Annotated in this window: 21 protein-coding genes and 1 tRNA gene; 16 read left to right on the top strand and 6 right to left on the bottom strand. The window is 51.1% G+C overall.

Features of this window, described 5'->3' with window-relative positions; genetic code table 11:
* The first annotated feature begins 102 nt into the window (after positions 1–102).
* From P8H26_RS14875 to P8H26_RS14860, 4 genes are all read left to right on the top strand, one after another.
* Positions 103–666, top strand: a complete 564-nt coding sequence (locus P8H26_RS14875) for a lysozyme (protein WP_289633936.1) — start codon at positions 103–105, stop codon at positions 664–666.
* On the top strand, positions 666–851 hold the full coding sequence (locus P8H26_RS14870; RefSeq protein ID WP_289633935.1) for a hypothetical protein: 186 nt from the start codon (positions 666–668) through the stop codon (positions 849–851). The genes P8H26_RS14875 and P8H26_RS14870 overlap by 1 nt, the downstream gene beginning before the upstream one ends.
* Positions 852–865: 14 nt before the next feature.
* The gene (locus P8H26_RS14865; protein ID WP_289633934.1) at positions 866–1,126 is read left to right on the top strand and encodes a hypothetical protein; all 261 of its coding nucleotides are present in this window, start codon (positions 866–868) and stop codon (positions 1,124–1,126) included.
* A gap of 96 nt (positions 1,127–1,222) precedes the next feature.
* Positions 1,223–1,477 carry a hypothetical protein gene (locus tag P8H26_RS14860; protein ID WP_289633933.1) on the top strand — a complete coding sequence of 85 codons (255 nt, stop codon included), beginning with the start codon at positions 1,223–1,225 and terminating at the stop codon, positions 1,475–1,477.
* Positions 1,478–2,483: 1,006 nt separating this feature from the next.
* On the opposite strand, the gene P8H26_RS14855 is transcribed toward P8H26_RS14860, so the two are convergent.
* From P8H26_RS14855 to P8H26_RS14835, 5 genes are all read right to left on the bottom strand, one after another.
* Positions 2,484–3,032, bottom strand: a complete 549-nt coding sequence (locus tag P8H26_RS14855; protein WP_289633932.1) for a hypothetical protein — start codon at positions 3,030–3,032, stop codon at positions 2,484–2,486.
* Positions 3,029–3,853 (bottom strand): hypothetical protein, encoded by an 825-nt coding sequence (locus P8H26_RS14850; protein WP_289633931.1) that lies wholly within the window; start codon positions 3,851–3,853, stop codon positions 3,029–3,031. The genes P8H26_RS14855 and P8H26_RS14850 overlap by 4 nt, the downstream gene beginning before the upstream one ends.
* Positions 3,854–4,289: 436 nt before the next feature.
* Positions 4,290–4,544 carry a hypothetical protein gene (locus P8H26_RS14845; RefSeq protein WP_289633929.1) on the bottom strand — a complete coding sequence of 85 codons (255 nt, stop codon included), beginning with the start codon at positions 4,542–4,544 and terminating at the stop codon, positions 4,290–4,292.
* Positions 4,544–5,818: a type VI secretion protein ImpB gene (locus P8H26_RS14840; protein ID WP_289633927.1), complete on the bottom strand. Its 1,275-nt coding sequence runs from the start codon at positions 5,816–5,818 to the stop codon at positions 4,544–4,546. The genes P8H26_RS14845 and P8H26_RS14840 overlap by 1 nt, the downstream gene beginning before the upstream one ends.
* Positions 5,819–6,132: 314 nt before the next feature.
* A tRNA-Thr gene (locus P8H26_RS14835) sits at positions 6,133–6,207 on the bottom strand.
* A 150-nt stretch (positions 6,208–6,357) separates the two neighbouring features.
* Here P8H26_RS14835 and P8H26_RS14830 point away from each other — a divergent pair.
* The 10 genes from P8H26_RS14830 to crcB all read left to right on the top strand — a co-directional run bounded on the left by P8H26_RS14830 (position 6,358) and on the right by crcB (position 12,793).
* Positions 6,358–6,585 (top strand): hypothetical protein, encoded by a 228-nt coding sequence (locus P8H26_RS14830; protein ID WP_289633925.1) that lies wholly within the window; start codon positions 6,358–6,360, stop codon positions 6,583–6,585.
* Positions 6,586–6,953: 368 nt separating this feature from the next.
* On the top strand, positions 6,954–8,243 hold the full coding sequence (gene murA, locus P8H26_RS14825) for a UDP-N-acetylglucosamine 1-carboxyvinyltransferase (protein WP_289633923.1): 1,290 nt from the start codon (positions 6,954–6,956) through the stop codon (positions 8,241–8,243).
* A gap of 124 nt (positions 8,244–8,367) precedes the next feature.
* On the top strand, positions 8,368–8,814 hold the full coding sequence (locus P8H26_RS14820) for a DUF2948 family protein (RefSeq protein ID WP_289633921.1): 447 nt from the start codon (positions 8,368–8,370) through the stop codon (positions 8,812–8,814).
* Positions 8,815–8,835: 21 nt separating this feature from the next.
* Positions 8,836–10,128, top strand: coding sequence for a histidinol dehydrogenase (gene hisD, locus P8H26_RS14815; protein ID WP_289633919.1), 1,293 nt, complete (start codon positions 8,836–8,838; stop codon positions 10,126–10,128).
* Positions 10,129–10,182: 54 nt separating this feature from the next.
* Positions 10,183–10,665 carry a UPF0262 family protein gene (locus tag P8H26_RS14810; protein ID WP_289633918.1) on the top strand — a complete coding sequence of 161 codons (483 nt, stop codon included), beginning with the start codon at positions 10,183–10,185 and terminating at the stop codon, positions 10,663–10,665.
* 3 nt (positions 10,666–10,668) lie between these two features.
* Entirely contained in the window at positions 10,669–11,139 is a 471-nt protein-coding gene (locus tag P8H26_RS14805) for a low molecular weight phosphatase family protein (protein ID WP_289633917.1), read from the top strand.
* Between the two features lie 155 nt (positions 11,140–11,294).
* Positions 11,295–11,513 carry a translation initiation factor IF-1 gene (infA, locus tag P8H26_RS14800; protein WP_184221405.1) on the top strand — a complete coding sequence of 73 codons (219 nt, stop codon included), beginning with the start codon at positions 11,295–11,297 and terminating at the stop codon, positions 11,511–11,513.
* A gap of 29 nt (positions 11,514–11,542) precedes the next feature.
* Positions 11,543–12,175, top strand: coding sequence for a Maf-like protein (locus P8H26_RS14795; RefSeq protein ID WP_289633916.1), 633 nt, complete (start codon positions 11,543–11,545; stop codon positions 12,173–12,175).
* Complete coding sequence (yacG, locus tag P8H26_RS14790) at positions 12,175–12,387, top strand: DNA gyrase inhibitor YacG (RefSeq protein WP_289633915.1); 213 nt, start codon at positions 12,175–12,177, stop codon at positions 12,385–12,387. The genes P8H26_RS14795 and yacG overlap by 1 nt, the downstream gene beginning before the upstream one ends.
* A gap of 31 nt (positions 12,388–12,418) precedes the next feature.
* Positions 12,419–12,793 (top strand): fluoride efflux transporter CrcB, encoded by a 375-nt coding sequence (gene crcB / locus P8H26_RS14785; protein WP_289633914.1) that lies wholly within the window; start codon positions 12,419–12,421, stop codon positions 12,791–12,793.
* Positions 12,794–12,799: 6 nt separating this feature from the next.
* Here the strand turns inward: crcB and P8H26_RS14780 are convergent, their stop codons facing one another.
* A complete protein-coding gene (locus P8H26_RS14780) occupies positions 12,800–14,125 on the bottom strand; it encodes an FAD-binding oxidoreductase (protein ID WP_289633913.1) in 1,326 nt (441 codons plus the stop codon).
* 369 nt (positions 14,126–14,494) lie between these two features.
* Here P8H26_RS14780 and P8H26_RS14775 point away from each other — a divergent pair, with 369 nt between their 5' ends.
* Complete coding sequence (locus P8H26_RS14775) at positions 14,495–17,452, top strand: monovalent cation/H+ antiporter subunit A (RefSeq protein ID WP_289633911.1); 2,958 nt, start codon at positions 14,495–14,497, stop codon at positions 17,450–17,452.
* On the top strand, positions 17,452–17,787 hold the full coding sequence (locus tag P8H26_RS14770) for a Na+/H+ antiporter subunit C (protein ID WP_289633910.1): 336 nt from the start codon (positions 17,452–17,454) through the stop codon (positions 17,785–17,787). Before P8H26_RS14775 ends, P8H26_RS14770 begins: the two co-directional genes overlap by 1 nt.

Here is a 17,787-nt window from a genome sequence, read left to right as displayed (position 1 = left end):
GCGTTATGTCGCGGACATATATAAATGATCATTGTTGGTCGCTGTAAAATTAGTACTCATTAATGAATCTATCTGAAAATCTAACTTTGGTGAGATGACCCCATGAAAACCAGTCCTGAAGGACGCGCTCTCATTGAGAGCCGCGAAGGCGTAGTACTGTCTGCATATCGCGACAGTGCCGGAATATTGACCATTGGTGCAGGCCACACATCAGCGGCAGGAGAGCCAAAGGTGACGGCTGGCTTGACCATTACAGCGCGGCAAGCATCGGAAATTCTAAGCCGTGATCTGGCTGTATTTGAGAAGGCCGTGAATGCGGCTGTCAAAGTACCGCTCAACCAGAACGAATATGATGCACTGGTGAGCTTGGCTTTCAACATCGGGGCAGGAGCGTTCAAAGGCTCAACCCTTCTCAGAAAGCTCAATGCAGGCGACCGCACCGGTGCTGCCGATCAGTTCCTTGTCTGGAATAAAATCACCGATCCAAAGACCGGTAAGAAGGTGGAGCTGAAAGGACTGACTACACGACGCAAAACCGAGCGCCAGCAGTTCTTGTCAAAAGCAGCAGTGCCAAAGCATGAGCCTGCGACACCAGCACAGGCTAAATCTAGTTGGCTCGTAATCATCATCAAAGCAATTGCCTCAATCTTCGGGAAGGGCAAATAATGGCACCGTTCATTCGCATTCTGCTGCGCTACGGCGTGGGAGGGTTAATAGGGTTTGAGGTTGGCAGTCAACTGGCATCTGACCCAGACGTACTGGCTGTGACCACTGTTGCAGCTACTGCATTTGTTGGCCTAATCACTGAGGGCTTCTATGTGCTCGCAAAGCGGCTTGGCTGGAAGTTGTAACAAGTGGGGATGCTATGAGGATCACACTTAATCACATCATCGGCGCGTTAATTGGAGGGGCAGTTTCAGGCCTCTTTTTTTATGTGCTTGGCCATCATGACGGCAAGCGCAACGCAGAATTTAAAGCCACACAGGCCATAGCTCAAGCGCTGCAGAAAAGAGCGGGGATCAATGAAACAGTCAATAACATGGATAGCGTTGCTTTGTGCCTTGAGCTTGGCGGGGTGCGCGGCCAGTGCGAGCAACTGCGCGGGTTGGCAGCAAATCAGCATTAAGCCAGATACAGCCGTGTACCTTGCAGCAAGTGATACCAATGCCGGTAGCAGTGTGGCGGCGCATAACCGGTTCGGAGTAAAGCAGGGGTGCTGGTAATGGCTGCTGACGAAAATATGAGCCCCGCACATCGCTTCAATGAGCTGCCCCCCGAAACGCAAGAGTTTCTATCTCAACTCGAAAAGGAAGACATTAAAACCCTGAAGGATGGATTGCGGTTAGTCATGGCTATGCAAACTGTTGGCACTTTTATGAAGTGGTTGATCGTTTGTGTGGTTGGAATGTTCATTGGCGCTGTCATGCTTTATGAAAACGCTATGAAAGTTTATCTCTGGTTCGGCGGTCCAAAGTAATATTTAGGCGGCACCTTGCCGCCTAAATTCCATAATACATATTTATCAATTCCACGCTAAGTAATTGATATAGCTGCTTAAAAGTAATGAAGCGGCCCACAACTGACAAGCAGTTGTGAACGACAGGTTTGTATCCAACTCTGCCCCTGTCTGGCAACCACGAAGGTTTATTTGCCACGCTCCATACCTTTTCAGGCAGGATGCTTATGGCAAGCTCAGGTTAATAAATCATGGAAACTTTGTTTCAACTCTCAACGGTTCGCCCCGTATCGACACCTGCTGCCTAAATCGCTGGTAAAAGGAATATCACTCGATGGCAAGGCCAATCATCGAGTTTTCTAAAAATTTTTATCATTCGGAAGTGTAAATTCACCAGCTAATGATTTGCTGTTGAGTTGAGCTATTAAGCCGCTTCTAAATGATGCAATGTCAACTTTGTTCGTAATCAATTTTTTATATAAGACAGTTTGGTCTGCTTTCATTGTCCCCTTACGTCCGTCCGTCTTCGGGGGTGGGACACGTTGTAGTAAAGTTGCGTGAGTGGGAATGGGGGGTAGATTCGAGTTCTTCCTTGGTACTGTTTCATCGTAGACACAAAATAAGCGTCCCCAATCGTCCCGCGTCAATTGTTGCAATTCAGAAACGCTAATCTGAAGTATCGCATCAACGGTCCTAATTTGTGCCCCGGCTTTTATAGTAAGCCGCTCCCTTACCAACTCTTCTATATCTATGTCTGATGCTAAGGATCTTATCATGCTGAGTCCATCACTTTTGACGTCCCTCAGCGAATCTAGAAGCAATATACCAGTATGTGGATCAATGTCTCCCGGACTTACAACGAACCTATAAACTACCTCGTCGGGACCGACTGGTCCCGGAGAGCCGTCCCCAACTGAATGTTTTTCGCATGCGCAATGAGGATGTGCGACATCAACGCGGGTAGCCTGCTGCCCGTCTGTAGAAGTCCCGTTTAGAATCTCACTACATTGAAAACAAATATCGACTGTCACGCTACTAACGGAAAACCAAATGCTCTTCTAAAGGCTAGCTGAATATCGGGATCTTGTATGTTCCCTTCAAGATAAACAGATGGAGCGTCATCACGTGAGTAATAAGCTTCGACTTGGTTATCGCCTAAAAATACAACCTGACCCAACTCGTTTTCATCATGAAACTCAACCACAGCTTGACCCTCTGAGTTAACACCGACAGAAGGCTGTGGGGCGAAAAAAGGCAATAGTTCAACAAACGAAGCGGCAAGTTCTATAGCTGTCGTATCGGGCCTAGGGGCATTCTCGCCATTGAAATCGGCATCTAGTGATTTGAAAGAAAGAAGTCTCTCAACTGCTGGGTGGAAAAACGATTTTGAAAGTGAATCAGTAACCTGCTCATGAGCAATGAAACTTTTTCGTGTTGTAGCCTCGGCAATTAATTGTTTGTTTTCAACCGGCCACAAAATACTCTCGCGAGATATCGTAACGGACGCGTAGCTAAAAAATGGCACTGCCGCTATGGCCGTCGCAGTTGATAAGAACATAGTTGATCGAGCGTTCATTCCAACCCCACCTTTGCCGCCATATTTGGATTCAGAATTTTAGAATACAGTTCTTTTGACTCTTTATGCAACTCATTTAGTTCGGTGCCAACTTGATCATGAATATCAGTAAGTTCCCAACCGGTGTTTAGAAACCGATCTTCTACTGAGTTCATGATTGATATAGACCTTGCTCCAACTAACTCTTCTGGAGAAGCGAGTTCTTGTGCGTCAATATTAACCTGAAACAAACGCTTCCTCTGCGCATCAATATTTACAAGCTTACCTGTGTGAGAATGCCAAAGATCGTCGGAAGAAAAAATATCTTTTGCAATCAAAGGTGATTCCTCGCAAAGCACATCTGAAGGACTGCTCCTGACTCCATCTCCGTCCAAAATAAAACGATCAAAATATTCTATCCGTACGCTGGATAAACTCACCGCTTGTGCAGCAATTTCAAGTGCTGGATAAATTAATCGCTGAATGGATTCGACAGCGGGAGCCCATCGAGTATATTTCCATGTTAAATATTGAATTGCTTGAGGTTGGAACTGTAGTTGTTCTACAATCTTATTCACGACATTGTTATTTTGAAGACGAATGAGAGAGTTCTTCTGGTATGACATTCCAGTGATATTTATTGGTTGCGGAGTCACCCCAGCTGAATCAAGTCGAAATTCCATCCCTTGAATCGGTTGCTGAATATTCAGTCCGTTCGCATTCGTTGCTTCTTCTAATCTTCTGATTATTTTTCGATAAACAAGTGAGCTTAGTGCATCGTGAAATCCGATGACGATCGACATCATTTCAATCGAATGATCTTCATTGATGGGACGCCACATTGGCTATTCCTTTTAAAAACTCACAACAAACTCGTTAGCGCGATAAGTATCAAGGCATTTGTTTTGTCAAGCATAAAAGAAATTCAACGCTTATTTATGGGTTTTTAACGGCTATTTCTAGGCCAAACGAAACAGACGTATGATGGGTTGCGTTTCAGAATACCTAATATGCTGCATTTTACCAATTATTGCCATGTATAATGTTTTAATTAACAATCTCTAAAATCAGTCGATTAAAGGCTGTAAATATATCACCTTCTTTTCAAACACTATTAAAAGCTAGTTAGGCTTTTTTCTGCATCACCTTTATGTTTATGGCAGAACCATAATTGCCCAAAGCGGCTTCGAAATCCATACATGCCCCATAGCTTGCAACCCGGGTGCATGCAGTAGTGTTCGAACATGCCTTTGGATGTGCGTATTTTGTCTTCGTCTCTCATGCCAGTCCACCAACAAAACCGCTCAACTCATCAAGCCTGACCATAGCCATGCGCATTCGGCCTTTGCAGCCTTGCGCTTTGCATGAGGCACGGCGCTCAACTTCATCAAGATAAAGCTGCTCGCGGCCTTTGGCAGTGCAGATCATAGCCTTGGTGATATAAGTGAGGCGGCTGCACTTCTTGCAGATCATTTCCAGTTTTTGAGTGTCAGCAAGATCACCAACTTTGATCTTGGTTTTCCAGTTGCCCATTAATAGAAGTCCTCGGCCGACGGAATACGCACATAGCTGATTTTGCCGCCGACATGACCGCCTGCAGGTGGTTTCCATTCTCCCATGTGAACCATAGTGCTGGAATATTTGGCGTTAAGTACATCCATTGCACCATTCACGTTTTCCCACTTCTGCCGGACTGCATCGTCGTTATTAAAGATATCAAGCTGGCGGGCATTGGCTTCGCTTAGTGAGTGTAAAGTCACGCCCACATTGTAGATGGTTGCATTTCGGGGCAGTTGGCTTCTGGCTATCTCCCAAAGATGCTTATGCACTGTCAGGATTGCTTGCTCATCATTGACTGATGGCAGAGCAAGATTATGCATCCACGAACCATCCTTCAAAGATAACCATAACCACAAACCGCCTGCATAGAACTCGTCACGTCTTAGCCGCCTGCTGGATTTCACAAGCAAGAGACGGGCGATCTCATAAGCGCCATTGATGCTGCGCGCCTCTGGTGGTAAAACACGGGTGTGGCCGTACATGCCGCGCTTTTGTGGTTGAGCCTGAATGTCATAGCCATGCAGTGCGTACCACAGCCGCTCGCCGTTCACATTATTCCAGATTTTACGCATGTGCTTAGGCTGGATATTATAGAGCTGCTCTGTGGTGGTGATGAAGCTACGTGCAAGCCGCATCTTCATACTTTCGCCAATGCCTGGCACATCGGCTAATTTTACCTGAAACAATTGGGCTGGTGCCATATCAGGATGCCATATGGCTAAGCCGTTACCATAATTGGGCGTCTTCTTTGTTGCATCTTTGCCTGCCTTACATGCGATCTTGGCCAACTGCCGGTTGGCGGCAAAGCCGATTGAGCATGTTATAAATGGACCGATGTTTTGAGCAATGGTGGATTTGATTTCATGGGCAAGCTGTTCGGGGTGCTTGCGCCCTCTATCATCAAGGATGCAGGTCAGCTCATCAATGCTTTTAGCGGTATCAATTGCAATAACGGTTTCTATTTCACTGAGCAGGGCGTTGTGCGCTCTGCGATACAGATCAGGCTTTTGAGCAACCAGAACGATATCTGGACACAGTCGTTTTGCGTCTTTGATCCGCATGACGTTTTTCACGCCAAAAGCCTTGGCTTCTTTTGAGCAGGCAATAACGGCCGTTCGGTCAGTCCCTATAAATGGCACAACTCCGACAGGGCGACCACGCAGACTTTTATCGCATTGCTGCTCTACGCTCGCGAAAAAGCCGTCGAAGTCTAAATATAATCGTTCAATCGTTTCTGGTTTACGCATGGCATAGCTCACCCGTGGCGCAACTCGTGCGCAAAGTTCATTAAATCGTTCTCGTTATAAACTCTTACTGTTCATTAAATGTTCCTGAATCGAAAAAGAGTCAAGAATGATTCTGAGTTGTGTGAGCAGCCTGTGAATTATGGGGAGTTCTAGCTACGTCGAAGTCGATTCAACTTAGAACGAGTGACGAACAGCCTGCACGGATTTTGCACGGATGCACGTGTATGTTCATGCTATATTCCGTGCATTTATGCAGTAATGGAAAAAGCACCTAAATCAGGCGCTTCGTAAGTCTTTGTATTTTTTGGGAAAGCTGGTGCTGCGAGGGAGGTTCGAACTCCCGACCTCTCCATTACCAATGGAGTGCTCTACCACTGAGCTACCGCAGCATACTGTCCGTTGCGGCGGACTTCTGGCATAAGATTCGGGAAACCGCAAGTCATCAAGTGCAATTCTTTTGCTTAAATTTCAAAAACTGTCCGAACCTGTGCATATGTATGCTTTTCCAAACCGGTTTGCTGGTGTAAAAGGGCTGCACTATGAGTAACAAGCCTGAAACCCCATCCCAAAAAGCAGAAGCAGATCAGCGTGCTAAGCGCCGCTCTGAACAATTGCGTGCGAATCTCATGCGTCGTAAAGCACAGATTCGTTCAAGACGTTCCGGTGCTGAAGATGAGCGCGGAGAGGGGTTACCCGTTGCAGACGCCGGTCACAATAGCGGGCAATCGCCCGCCGGTATGTCTGGCCACAAGAATGAAACCGACTAACGCCCTGTTCGCAGATGATTATTTCTAAACTTTTTAGGTTTATAACTGATCTTCAGAAACGCAAGGGTATGAGACACATCTGACCCCGCCAATGTCCGGCACAGATCGCCGGCACTTACCGGTGTGATAAAAATGATGTTTTGAATAAAAAGACACATTTCTGATTGAATCAGACTGTTGTCTCTGCACAAAACTGCTTTATGGCAGCACCAATCGTAGCGCAGACTTTGCAATGGCAAAGATATCTGTAACAGAAAAACCGGAACAGCACAGAAACAGCCTTGCACTGTAACTGTCTGACAAGAGGCTGTCTGAACAGGCGCAAGCCAGCGCTGTTCGCAAAGACATTGCCGTGAAAGTGAAAAATTATGGATCGTATTAAAATCACCGGCGGCAATAAACTGAACGGCATTATCCCGATTTCCGGCGCGAAAAATGCAGCTCTGCCTCTGATGATTGCATCGCTTCTGACTGATGAAACGCTGACACTCGAAAATATGCCGCATCTCGCCGATGTGGAACTGCTGACACGCATTCTCGGCAATCACGGCGCGGACTATTCTGTGAACGGTCGTCGTGAACATCAGAACGGTTCTTATGAGCGCACGGTTCATTTCAACACGAAGAATATTGTCGATACGACTGCGCCTTATGAGCTGGTTGCCAAAATGCGCGCCAGTTTCTGGGTGATCGGCCCTCTGCTGGCACGTGCAGGTGAGGCCATCGTTTCGCTTCCGGGCGGTTGCTCCATCGGTACACGGCCGGTTGATCTGATGCTCGACAGCCTGACTGCACTGGGCGCCAAAATCGACATTGAAAACGGTTATGCCCGCGCAACAACCAGCTCAGGTCTTGTTGGTGCTGAGTTCACTTTCCCTAAAGTCTCCGTGGGCGCGACCCATGTGGCGCTGATGGCTGCCTGCCTCGCCAAGGGTGACACGATTATCCATAATGCGGCCTGCGAGCCGGAAGTGGTTAATCTGGCGGATTGCCTGAATGCAATGGGCGCTAAAATTGAAGGTGCCGGTACGCCGACCATCCGCATTCAGGGTGTGACCAGTCTGAAAGGTGCACGCGTTCGCGTGATACCGGATCGTATTGAAACCGGTACTTATGCAATGGCTGTGGCTATGGCCGGCGGTGACGTTGTTTTGCAGAATACCCGCTCTGACCTGTTGCAGTCTGCGCTGGATACACTGCGCCAGACCGGTACAGAAATTACGGATGTGGAAAACGGCATCCGCGTTGTGCGCAATGGTCACGGCATTGAACCTGTTGATATTACGACCGATCCGTTCCCTGGTTTCCCGACTGATCTGCAAGCGCAGTTCATGGGGCTGATGACCAAGGCCAAAGGTACATCGCACATCACTGAAACGATTTTTGAAAACCGTTTCATGCATGTGCAGGAACTGGCACGTCTTGGTGCCAAGATTTCTCTGTCCGGCCAGACGGCAACGGTTGAAGGCGTTGAGCGCCTCAAAGGTGCGCCGGTGATGGCAACGGATCTGCGCGCTTCCGCAACACTGGTGATTGCAGGGCTGGTGGCTGAAGGTGAAACCACTGTGAACCGTGTTTATCATCTTGATCGCGGTTTTGAGCGTCTGGAAGAGAAACTGTCCAATTGCGGCGCTGAAGTTTCCCGCATCAGCGGCTGATTGTGCTGCAACATTTTATTTCAGACCCCGATTTGTTTTTACAGGTCGGGGTTCTGTTATTAAACAGTAGTGCTTTTTACTGTTAAGTGCTTATATCAATAGCATTGACTGTGCAGGAGAATGATTGCGGATGCTCAAATTAGTGGCAATGGATGAGGAAGACCTGCAGATTATTTCTGCCCATGTGCAGGATGCAGTTCTGAAAGTCAGCGATCTGGATTACCGCCCTGCGGAGCAGCGTTTTCTCCTTGCCTGCAATCGTTTTTCCCGCGATCAAAAGCCGGTGGCTACCCGCGGAAAAGAAAGCTTTGAGCGCCGCCGCAGCGTGGTGCATTTTGAACGTGTGACGAGTGTGCGTGCCCAGAATATTGACCGCACACACGGGGATGATGTTCTGGCATTGCTGGCCATTAATTTTGAACCGGCTGACGCACCTTCCGGTGTGATTGAGCTGGTTTTTGCAGCGGATAAGACCATTCGTCTGACCGTTGAAGTGATTGAAATGCGGCTGACGGATCTGGGGCCTGCGTGGGAAACCGGCAATAAACCTGATCACATGACAGCTGAATAAATTACGAAATGAGGGAATAGCGTGGTTCAGACGCTCATACAAAGTGCTGCAGATTTTGAAGTCCGTTTTGCGGCGTTTCTGGCAGGCAAACGCGAAGTTTCAGAAGATGTTGACCGCGCTGTTCGCGAGATTGTGCAGCAGGTGCGCACCCACGGCGATCAGGCGCTGATTGATTATTCCAAACGTTTTGACCGGATTGATCTGGTTGAAACCGGTATTGCGGTCACAGCTGCGGAAGTGGCTGAAGCAGTTAAAAACGCTGATCAGACGGTGATTGACGCGCTGATCGTCGCGCGCGACCGGATTGAATCCTACCATAAGCGCCAGCTGCCGAAGGACGATTATTATACCGATGCGATCGGCGTTGAGCTTGGCTCGCGCTGGACAGCGGTGGAGTCGGTCGGGCTTTATGTACCGGGTGGCACAGCCAGCTATCCGAGCTCGGTGCTGATGAATGCGGTTCCGGCCAAAGTCGCAGGTGTTGAGCGTATTGTCATGGTTGTGCCGTCACCCGATGGTGCGCTGAACCCTCTGGTGCTGGTGGCCGCGCATATTGCCGGTGTTTCCGAGATTTACAGTGTGGGCGGGGCGCAGGCTGTGGCCGCGCTGGCCTACGGGACTGAAACGATCAAGCCGGTTTCCAAAATCGTCGGCCCCGGCAATGCCTATGTGGCGGCTGCAAAACGGCTGGTGTTCGGAACTGTCGGCATTGATATGATTGCCGGTCCGTCTGAAGTGCTGGTTGTGGCCGATAGCGAGAATGATCCGGACTGGATTGCTGCTGATCTTCTGGCGCAGGCCGAGCATGATGCGGTTGCCCAGTCGATCCTGCTGACCGACAGTGCGGATTTTGCCAAAGCGGTGGAAGATGCTGTGGAGCGTCAGCTGCAAACCCTGCCGCGTGAGGCCATTGCGCGTGCCAGCTGGCAGGATTTTGGCGCGGTTATTCTGGTGGATGATTTTGACACTGCGGTACCGCTGATCAACCGGATTGCTGCGGAACATCTGGAAATTGCTGTTGCGGATACGGATGGTTTGCTGCCGAAAATCCGCAATGCCGGTGCGATTTTCATCGGTAAATATACGCCGGAGGCGATCGGTGATTATGTCGGCGGGCCAAATCACGTTCTGCCGACAGCGCGTTCCGCACGGTTTTCTTCCGGCCTGTCGGTGATGGATTTTGTGAAGCGTACCTCGCTTTTAAAACTCGGTGCAGAGCAGTTGCGCCTTCTGGGGCCTTCCGCGATTACACTGGCAGAGACTGAAGGATTGCAGGCGCACGGCCTGTCGATTTCACGACGATTAAACATGTAACTGTGAACGGGGGAAAGCAGAGCGGAACTCTATGAACCGCCTGCGCAGGCAAGAATGACCGGAAAAAGTGATAATGCCCGGCTGATTGATGTGGAACTGGACGAGACCATCGGCCAGTCTACCCCTGATATTGAGCATGAGCGGGCTGTCGCGATTTTCGATCTGATTGAGGAAAACAGTTTTTCCCCTGTTGGTGACAGTGAGGGCGGGCCCTATCGCCTGCGCCTGTCACTGGTTGAAAAGCGGCTGATCTTCAGTATCACGCGGGAGGCAGGCGAACTGGTTGCGACGCATATTCTTTCGCTCTCACCTCTGCGCAAAACGGTCAAAGACTATTTTCTGATCTGTGAGAGCTATTATGCGGCGATCCGCTCGGCAACACCAAGCCGGATTGAAGCGATTGATATGGGGCGGCGCGGTTTGCATAATGAGGGTTCCCACACTCTGATGAACCGGCTTGAGGGTAAGATCGAGATTGATTTTGACACGGCGCGGCGGTTGTTCACGCTTGTCTGTGTTCTGCACTGGCGCGGGTGAGGGATGGGCATATTCTCAGATCAGGCACCGGATGCGCCGGCAGAAGTGGCGCTCGTGAAGAAGCCGGGTTCTATTCTGTTCGTTTGCGGTATGAATGCAATACGCTCGCCTATGGCGGAAGTTCTTACCCGCTCTCTGGCTGGGGGTAAGATTTATGTGGCATCAGCCGGTGTGACGCGCGGCGAGCGGGATATGTTCGTGGATGCCGTTCTTGAAGAAGACGGTTTGTCTCTGAAGGAACGCCAGCCCGTCGGGCTTGAAGAGTTGAATGACGGTTATTTTGACCTGATTATCACGCTGACACCGCAGGCACATCACGTTGTGCTGGAGCGGATGCGCGGCTTTGCAGCCAATGTGGAATATTGGCCAATGCCCGATCCGACACTGGTAACAGGCTCGCGTGAGCAGCGTTTGGCGGCTTATCGTGATGTTCGCGACCGTTTAAAGCGTAAAATTACTGAACGTTTCCTGTAATAAGCGCCTGCTTTGCACAGTTCGTTATTTCAGTTGTTCACAAACGGACTCTAATCATATAGGTTCCGCGCAAATTCAGACCCTCTGCATGCTGCAGATTTGTTAAATTACCTTCTGCATAATGCAGATTTGTTCAATTAAAAGACAGGTTACGTATGGCTAAAGAAGAAGTCCTTGAGTTCCCGGGCGTTGTAACGGAACTTTTGCCGAATGCTATGTTTCGGGTAAAGCTCGAAAATGATCATGAAATCATCGCTCATACCGCTGGCCGTATGCGCAAAAACCGCATTCGCGTTCTGGCCGGTGACAAGGTGCTGGTAGAAATGACCCCTTATGACCTGACCAAAGGTCGTATTACCTACCGCTTTAAATAATATTTCTGCTGCCGGACTCATAGCTGACCATGAAGACAACAATGCCCCATCATCTGGTACTGGCCTCGGCATCGCCGCGGCGCATTGAACTTCTGGCGCAGATTGGTATTGAGCCGGCATTTCTGCAACCTGCTGATATTGATGAAACCCCGCAGCGCTCGGAGCATCCCCGTTCGCTTGCAAAGCGTTTGTCAAAACAGAAGGCGGAAAAAGCAAAAGACAAGCTGAAGAATGACGCGGATTACAGGTCTGCATTCATTCTTGCGGCCGATACGGTTGTGGGCGTGGGACGGCAGGTCTTACCGAAAGCGGAGAGTGAAGATGTGGCGCTTGATTGCCTGCGTCTGCTTTCCGGCCGTGCGCATAAAGTCTTCACTGGTGTCTGCCTGATCACGCCGAAAGGCAGTGTGCGACAGGTTCTGGTTGAAAGCCGTGTGCGTTTCGACCGGCTGAGCCGCCGCCAGATGGATGCTTATATCAGCTCCGGCGAGTGGCGCGGCAAAGCAGGCGGCTATGCTATTCAGGGGCTGGCTGGCAGTTTTGTTGTGAAACTGGTCGGCTCTTACAGCAATATTGTCGGTCTGCCTTTGCATGAAACACAGGCACTGCTGGAAGGTGAGAACTTCGCCGTCTATGATCAGTGGCATGAAGGCAAAGTGTGATGGCTGATAAAGAAGAGCCGGCCGCTTCCTATGAAAATGTGACGCCGCTGCGTCCGACACGGCCTTGCCCTGAATGCGGAAAACCCTCATCGCGTGACTCTTATCCGTTTTGCTCGCCGCGCTGCCGCAGTGTTGATTTAAACCGCTGGCTTTCCGATGCCTATGTCATTCCCGGCAAGCCGGTTGATGACAGCGATCAGGAAAACAGCTGATCAAAACCGGAGAGGCGACCAGAGGAGCAATATGAACTTTCTGATTGTCTTTCTCGGTGCAGGTATCGGCGGCGCTGCGCGCTATGGCACAAGTCTGTTGCTGGCGCGTTTCTCGGCGCTGACAATGTTTCCGCTCTCTACATTCGTCGTCAATATTACCGGTTCGCTGCTGATGGGGCTGATTATCGGCTATTTCTCCGCGCGTGGCGGTCTTGCCGATAGCTGGAAGCTGTTTCTCGCCACCGGTATTATGGGTGGTTTCACAACCTTCTCTGCCTTTTCACTGGAGACAGTGCTGCTCATGGAAAGCGGATATATTGGCACTGCGCTGGCCTATATCCTGTCCTCTGTGATTTTGGGTGTAACAGCCCTGATGGCAGGGCTGTATCTGATGCGGTTGATATAGAGCCTGTCACCACATTTCAATATGGGTTTTTGAACCGTCGCTGAAGCGGTTGATATGAAACGGTGAAGGGTCAACCACAGGCCTCTCACCCGTTACCATATCAGCGATCAGCCGCCCTGCACCGGGGCCGATGCCGAAGCCGTGGCCGGAAAATCCGGTGGCAATAATGCAGCCCGATATATGATTCAGCGGCGAGATTACCGGCACAATATCCGGCGTTGTATCAATGAGGCCTGCCCATTGCTGGGCAATCTGTACATTTTTGAAAGCAGGCAAGGCCTGTTGCAACGCTTTAAAAACCGCCAGATTGCCAGCTTTATGCGGCTCCGGATCAAGAATACGGATTTTCTCAAAGATAGATTTCTGGTCGGCGGGGCGAAGCTTCCACTCAAAGGCTTCTTCGATAAAACGCTGCCCGAAGCGCAGGCGTACGCTCTTCCACTCGGTGCGCAATGCGGGAATGAACTTCGGCAAAAAGCGAAAACTGTCCGGCACAATATCGGCAATGCTGCCGGAAAGGCTGGCAACCGTATAGCCGCCGTCCATGCGTTTGCGCAGGGCAAAATCAGAGAAGGCAATAGCACTATCAACGCCCGCCTCAACCGGTGTGGTACGCAATACGGATGAGCGCATTTTGAGTTGCGGGAGAGTAATGCCGAGATCAGAGCAGAGCAGCCGCGACCAGCTGCCACCGGCAACCACCAAAGCTTCGCAGGCGACAGTGCCTTGCTCGGTAATCACTCCGCTAATTTTGCCATTGGTAGTTTCGATCCGGCGCACGGCACAATTTTGCATAATCACCGCGCCAAGCTCACGGGCTTTTTCTGCAATTGCAGGGGCAGCTTTTTGCGGCTCGGCGCGTCCGTCAGACGGGGTGTAAAGCGCACCATAGAGCGAGCGTTGCAAACCGGGTGCCAGCGCCTCGGCCTGTTGTTTGCCGACGACCTGACTTTCAATGCCGTGCTCTTTGGCAAGCATCACCCATTCGCGCCATTTTTCCAGATTTTCTTCTTTTTCCGCGGCAAAGGCGATGCCGGTGGTGCGAAAACCGGTTTCCCTGCCGGTCAGCGCATTCATCTGCGCCCATTGCTTCATACTCTCAACAATCAGCGGCATTTCGCGTGTGTCGCGGCCGGTATGGCGGCACCAGCCCCAGTTGCGGCTTGATTGTTCTCCGGCGATCACACCTTTTTCCAGAAGCGTCACAGGAATACCGCGTTGGGCTAAAAACAGCGCCGTGGACACTCCGATAATGCCGCCACCGATGATAACAACCTGCGTTTTTGCCGGTAATGAGGGAGAGGACTGCACGCTGTCTGTCTGCGGACCCATAGGAAATTCCTGTATGCTTTTGTCTGTTCTGTGGCGCAGCTTCGTCTATTCGTAATGATTCGACAATTGCAGTCGGGAAACGGGCATTGCAAAGTTTTCGTCACAAACGCCCGTAAAATTTGTCGCTAAACTCATTTAATAGATAATTTATCCGCAATCTTTTCCACACCTTGTGCAAAAGCCGGTGAATTCGGAAATTTTGTGCCTGAGATGGGGAAATCGCGGACATAAGTTGCAGTCAAGCACTTGCTATTATGCGGCCTGAAACCACATAATAACAACCGGATTTAGCGAGATAATTTCGTTTTGTTAAGCAGTTTCAGGAAGGGCGGAAACCGCTCTTAAGTTTTTTTGAGGAGGCCGGCGCGGATGGTGACGGACGGAAAAGTCCTTTTTTTGCTCATCACACTGCCATTTATTGGCTGCGCCCTCACAGGCCTTCTCAGATCGAATGACCGGCAGGTTGCTGTCTGGTTTGCAGGGCTGACCGCAGTTGCCGCCTTGCTGCTGACCATCGCTCTCTATCCTTACGTCACTGGTGGCAAAGTTCTGCATACGCAGCTGGCATGGCTGCCCGCCTACGGTCTCAATGTCACTTTGCGGATGGACGGTCTTGCCTGGCTGTTTGCCATGCTGGTTACCGGCATCGGCCTGCTGGTGGTGATCTATGCGCGTTATTATATGTCATCAGAAGATCCGGTACCGCGCTTTTTCTCATTCTTCCTGGCTTTTATGGGCGCAATGCTCGGCGTGGTGCTGTCCGGCAACCTGATCCTGCTGGTGGTGTTTTGGGAGCTCACCAGTATTTTCTCATTCCTGCTGATTGGCTACTGGTATCAGAATGTCAGCGCCCGTGACGGCGCGCGTATGGCGCTGACCGTGACCGGTCTTGGTGGTTTCGGCCTGTTGCTCGGTGTGCTGCTGCTCGGCCATATTGTTGGCAGCTACGAGCTGGATATCATTCTTGCCTCAGGCGATCTGATTAAAAATCACCCGCTTTATACCGTGGCTCTGGTGCTGATCCTGCTCGGTACATTCACCAAGAGCGCGCAGTTTCCGTTCCACTTCTGGCTGCCCAATGCGATGGCGGCACCTACACCGGTTTCAGCCTATCTGCACTCGGCCACGATGGTTAAGCTCGGTGTGTTTTTGATGGTGCGACTGTGGCCTGCACTGGCGGGCACAGAGGAATGGTTCTGGCTGCTGGGTCTGGCGGGTCTCACCACTTTGCTGCTCGGTGCATGGTTTGCGCTGTTCCAGCAGGATCTTAAAGGCTTGCTGGCCTATTCAACCATCAGCCATCTGGGGCTGATCACGGCCTTGCTCAGCCTCGGCAGCCCGCTTTCAGCGGTTGCCGCGATTTTCCATATGGTCAACCATGCGATTTTCAAAGCCTCGCTGTTTATGGCTGCGGGGATTATCGATCATGAAACGGGCACGCGGGATTTGCGCAAATTAAGCGGGCTGTTCCGGTTCATGCCGATCACGGCAACGCTGGCTATGGTTGCCAGTGCGGCTATGGCGGGTGTGCCGCTGCTCAACGGCTTCATTTCCAAGGAAATGTTTTTTGCTGAAACGGTAGAAACGCATCTTTCCTCATGGCTGGATACGGTCACGCCTTATGTAGCGACGATTGCCAGTGCTTTCAGCGTGGCTTATTCGATCCGTTTTATCTATTCGACCTTTTTCGGGCCGCCGCCGGTCGATCTGCCGCATACGCCTAAAGAGCCGCCGCAATGGGTGCGGTTCCCGATTGAATTGCTGGTGCTGCTCTGCCTGCTGATCGGCATCGTGCCAACGCTGATTGTCGGGCCGTTTCTGCATACGGCAGTTGTTTCGGTGCTCGGCGGGCAAACACCGGAATACAGCCTTGCGATCTGGCACGGATTTAATGTGCCGTTGCTGATGAGTGTGATTGCCCTTCTCGGCGGTACAATATTGTTCATGCTGATGAAAAATTATCTGGCCAAGTGTGAAGAGGGGCCGCCGCTGCTGCGCCATCTCAACGGCCAGCGTATTTTTGAACTGGTGCTGGTTACCGTGTCATGGAAATGGGCGCGTAGTGTAGAGAGCCGGTTCGGAACACGCCGCCTGCAGCCGCAAATGCGGGTGCTGATCTTGATTGCGGTTTTTGCGGGTGCCTGGCCGGTCTATCAGGCCGGTCTGCAAATGGGGCCTTTGACACCGCTGCCGGTAGATCCGGTTTTTGCCGTGGTCTGGCTGATCGGTGCGCTCTGTGCTGTGGGCGCTGCCTATCAGGCAAAATATCACCGGCTGGCCTCGTTGATGCTGCTTGGCGGTGCGGGGCTTGTGACCTGTTTTACTTTCGTTTGGCTTTCCGCGCCCGATCTCGCGGTGACGCAGCTGCTGGTGGAAATTGTCACCACCGTGCTGTTGCTGTTGGGGCTGCGCTGGCTGCCAAAACGCTGGCAGGACGATGAAGGTGCGAGCATTCCGTTTGTACCGCGCATGCGGCGATACCGCGATTTGATTATTGCGCTGGCCGGTGGTGGCGGTATGGCCGTTGTGTCCTATGCGATGATGACCCGTTTCAGCCCTGCAACGCTTGCCGATTATTTCCTCGCCAATTCCTACACGGAAGCAGGGGGCAAAAATGTGGTGAATGTGCTGCTGGTTGATTTCCGCGGTTTTGATACGCTGGGAGAAATCACGGTGCTCGGCATTGTCGGTCTGACCGTCTATGCGCTGTTGCGTCGTTTCCGTCCGGCTTCGGACACGATGGAATCCCCACGTCAGCAACAGATTCAGAATGCTTATGATGAGGCCGATCCGGAACGTGATGCCGGTGCAACCTTGTCTGAATATCTGGCTGTGCCTTCGGTTATTATGCAATATCTGTTCGGTGTGATCCTCGTTTTCGCCATGCATTTGCTGCTGCGCGGGCATGATCTGCCGGGTGGCGGTTTTGCGGCCGGTATTACGATGGCAATCGGTTTTATTCTGCAATATCTGGCCTTTGGCACACGCTGGGTGGAAAGCCATCTGCGTATTCTGCCGGTGAAGTGGATGGGCTTCGGCCTGCTCACCGCAGCGGCAACCGGTGCCGGTTCATTCTTTGCCGGTTATCCGTTCCTCACAACCTATTTTGATTATGCGGAAGTGCCGCTGATCGGCAAAATGCCGGTGGCCTCAGCACTGCTGTTTGATATCGGCGTTTTCACGCTTGTGGTCGGTGCCACAGTGCTGATGCTGATAGCGCTGGCGCATCAGTCAATCCGTCACCGCCGCTCTGAAAAAGCGCAGTCCGAACAGGCTGAACAAGCCATGCTTGCCGTGCAGGGTGAAAGACAGGGAGAAGGGCGCTAATGGAACTCATTCTTGCACTCGGTATTGGTATTCTCACGGCTTCTGGCCTCTGGCTTTTGCAGCGCCCGCGCACATTTCAGGTGATTATCGGTCTGTCGCTGATTTCCTATGCGGTGAACCTGTTCATCTTCAGCATGGCCAGTCTGCGTCAGGATTCAGCGCCTATTCTGGGCGACCAGCCTGACCCCGCTCTTTATACCGATCCGCTGCCGCAGGCTCTGGTGCTGACGGCGATTGTGATCGGCTTTGCGATGACAGCCCTGTTTCTGGTGGTGTTGCTGGCCTCGCGCGGCCTGACCGGCACTGACCATGTTGACGGCAGGGAGAGCCAGTAA

Origin of the sequence: Pseudochrobactrum sp. sp1633, from assembly GCF_030376605.1 — a bacterium.
Classification (GTDB): Bacteria; Pseudomonadota; Alphaproteobacteria; order Rhizobiales; family Rhizobiaceae; genus Pseudochrobactrum.
Note: the sequence above shows the minus strand (reverse complement) of the source record. Positions and strands in the feature narration are given on the sequence as shown.

Coding starts and splice junctions, on each gene's coding strand:
- P8H26_RS14855 (WP_289633932.1), bottom strand. CDS start 3,032: ATGAACGCTCGATCAACTATGTTCTTATCAACTGCGACGGCCATAGCG.
- P8H26_RS14780 (WP_289633913.1), bottom strand. CDS start 14,125: ATGGGTCCGCAGACAGACAGCGTGCAGTCCTCTCCCTCATTACCGGCA.
- P8H26_RS14775 (WP_289633911.1), top strand. CDS start 14,495: ATGGTGACGGACGGAAAAGTCCTTTTTTTGCTCATCACACTGCCATTT.
- P8H26_RS14865 (WP_289633934.1), top strand. CDS start 866: ATGAGGATCACACTTAATCACATCATCGGCGCGTTAATTGGAGGGGCA.
- P8H26_RS14795 (WP_289633916.1), top strand. CDS start 11,543: ATGAAGACAACAATGCCCCATCATCTGGTACTGGCCTCGGCATCGCCG.
- crcB (WP_289633914.1), top strand. CDS start 12,419: ATGAACTTTCTGATTGTCTTTCTCGGTGCAGGTATCGGCGGCGCTGCG.
- infA (WP_184221405.1), top strand. CDS start 11,295: ATGGCTAAAGAAGAAGTCCTTGAGTTCCCGGGCGTTGTAACGGAACTT.
- P8H26_RS14845 (WP_289633929.1), bottom strand. CDS start 4,544: ATGGGCAACTGGAAAACCAAGATCAAAGTTGGTGATCTTGCTGACACT.
- P8H26_RS14830 (WP_289633925.1), top strand. CDS start 6,358: ATGAGTAACAAGCCTGAAACCCCATCCCAAAAAGCAGAAGCAGATCAG.
- yacG (WP_289633915.1), top strand. CDS start 12,175: ATGGCTGATAAAGAAGAGCCGGCCGCTTCCTATGAAAATGTGACGCCG.
- P8H26_RS14870 (WP_289633935.1), top strand. CDS start 666: ATGGCACCGTTCATTCGCATTCTGCTGCGCTACGGCGTGGGAGGGTTA.
- P8H26_RS14875 (WP_289633936.1), top strand. CDS start 103: ATGAAAACCAGTCCTGAAGGACGCGCTCTCATTGAGAGCCGCGAAGGC.
- P8H26_RS14810 (WP_289633918.1), top strand. CDS start 10,183: ATGACCGGAAAAAGTGATAATGCCCGGCTGATTGATGTGGAACTGGAC.
- P8H26_RS14770 (WP_289633910.1), top strand. CDS start 17,452: ATGGAACTCATTCTTGCACTCGGTATTGGTATTCTCACGGCTTCTGGC.
- P8H26_RS14805 (WP_289633917.1), top strand. CDS start 10,669: ATGGGCATATTCTCAGATCAGGCACCGGATGCGCCGGCAGAAGTGGCG.
- P8H26_RS14840 (WP_289633927.1), bottom strand. CDS start 5,818: ATGCGTAAACCAGAAACGATTGAACGATTATATTTAGACTTCGACGGC.
- P8H26_RS14850 (WP_289633931.1), bottom strand. CDS start 3,853: ATGTGGCGTCCCATCAATGAAGATCATTCGATTGAAATGATGTCGATC.
- P8H26_RS14860 (WP_289633933.1), top strand. CDS start 1,223: ATGGCTGCTGACGAAAATATGAGCCCCGCACATCGCTTCAATGAGCTG.
- murA (WP_289633923.1), top strand. CDS start 6,954: ATGGATCGTATTAAAATCACCGGCGGCAATAAACTGAACGGCATTATC.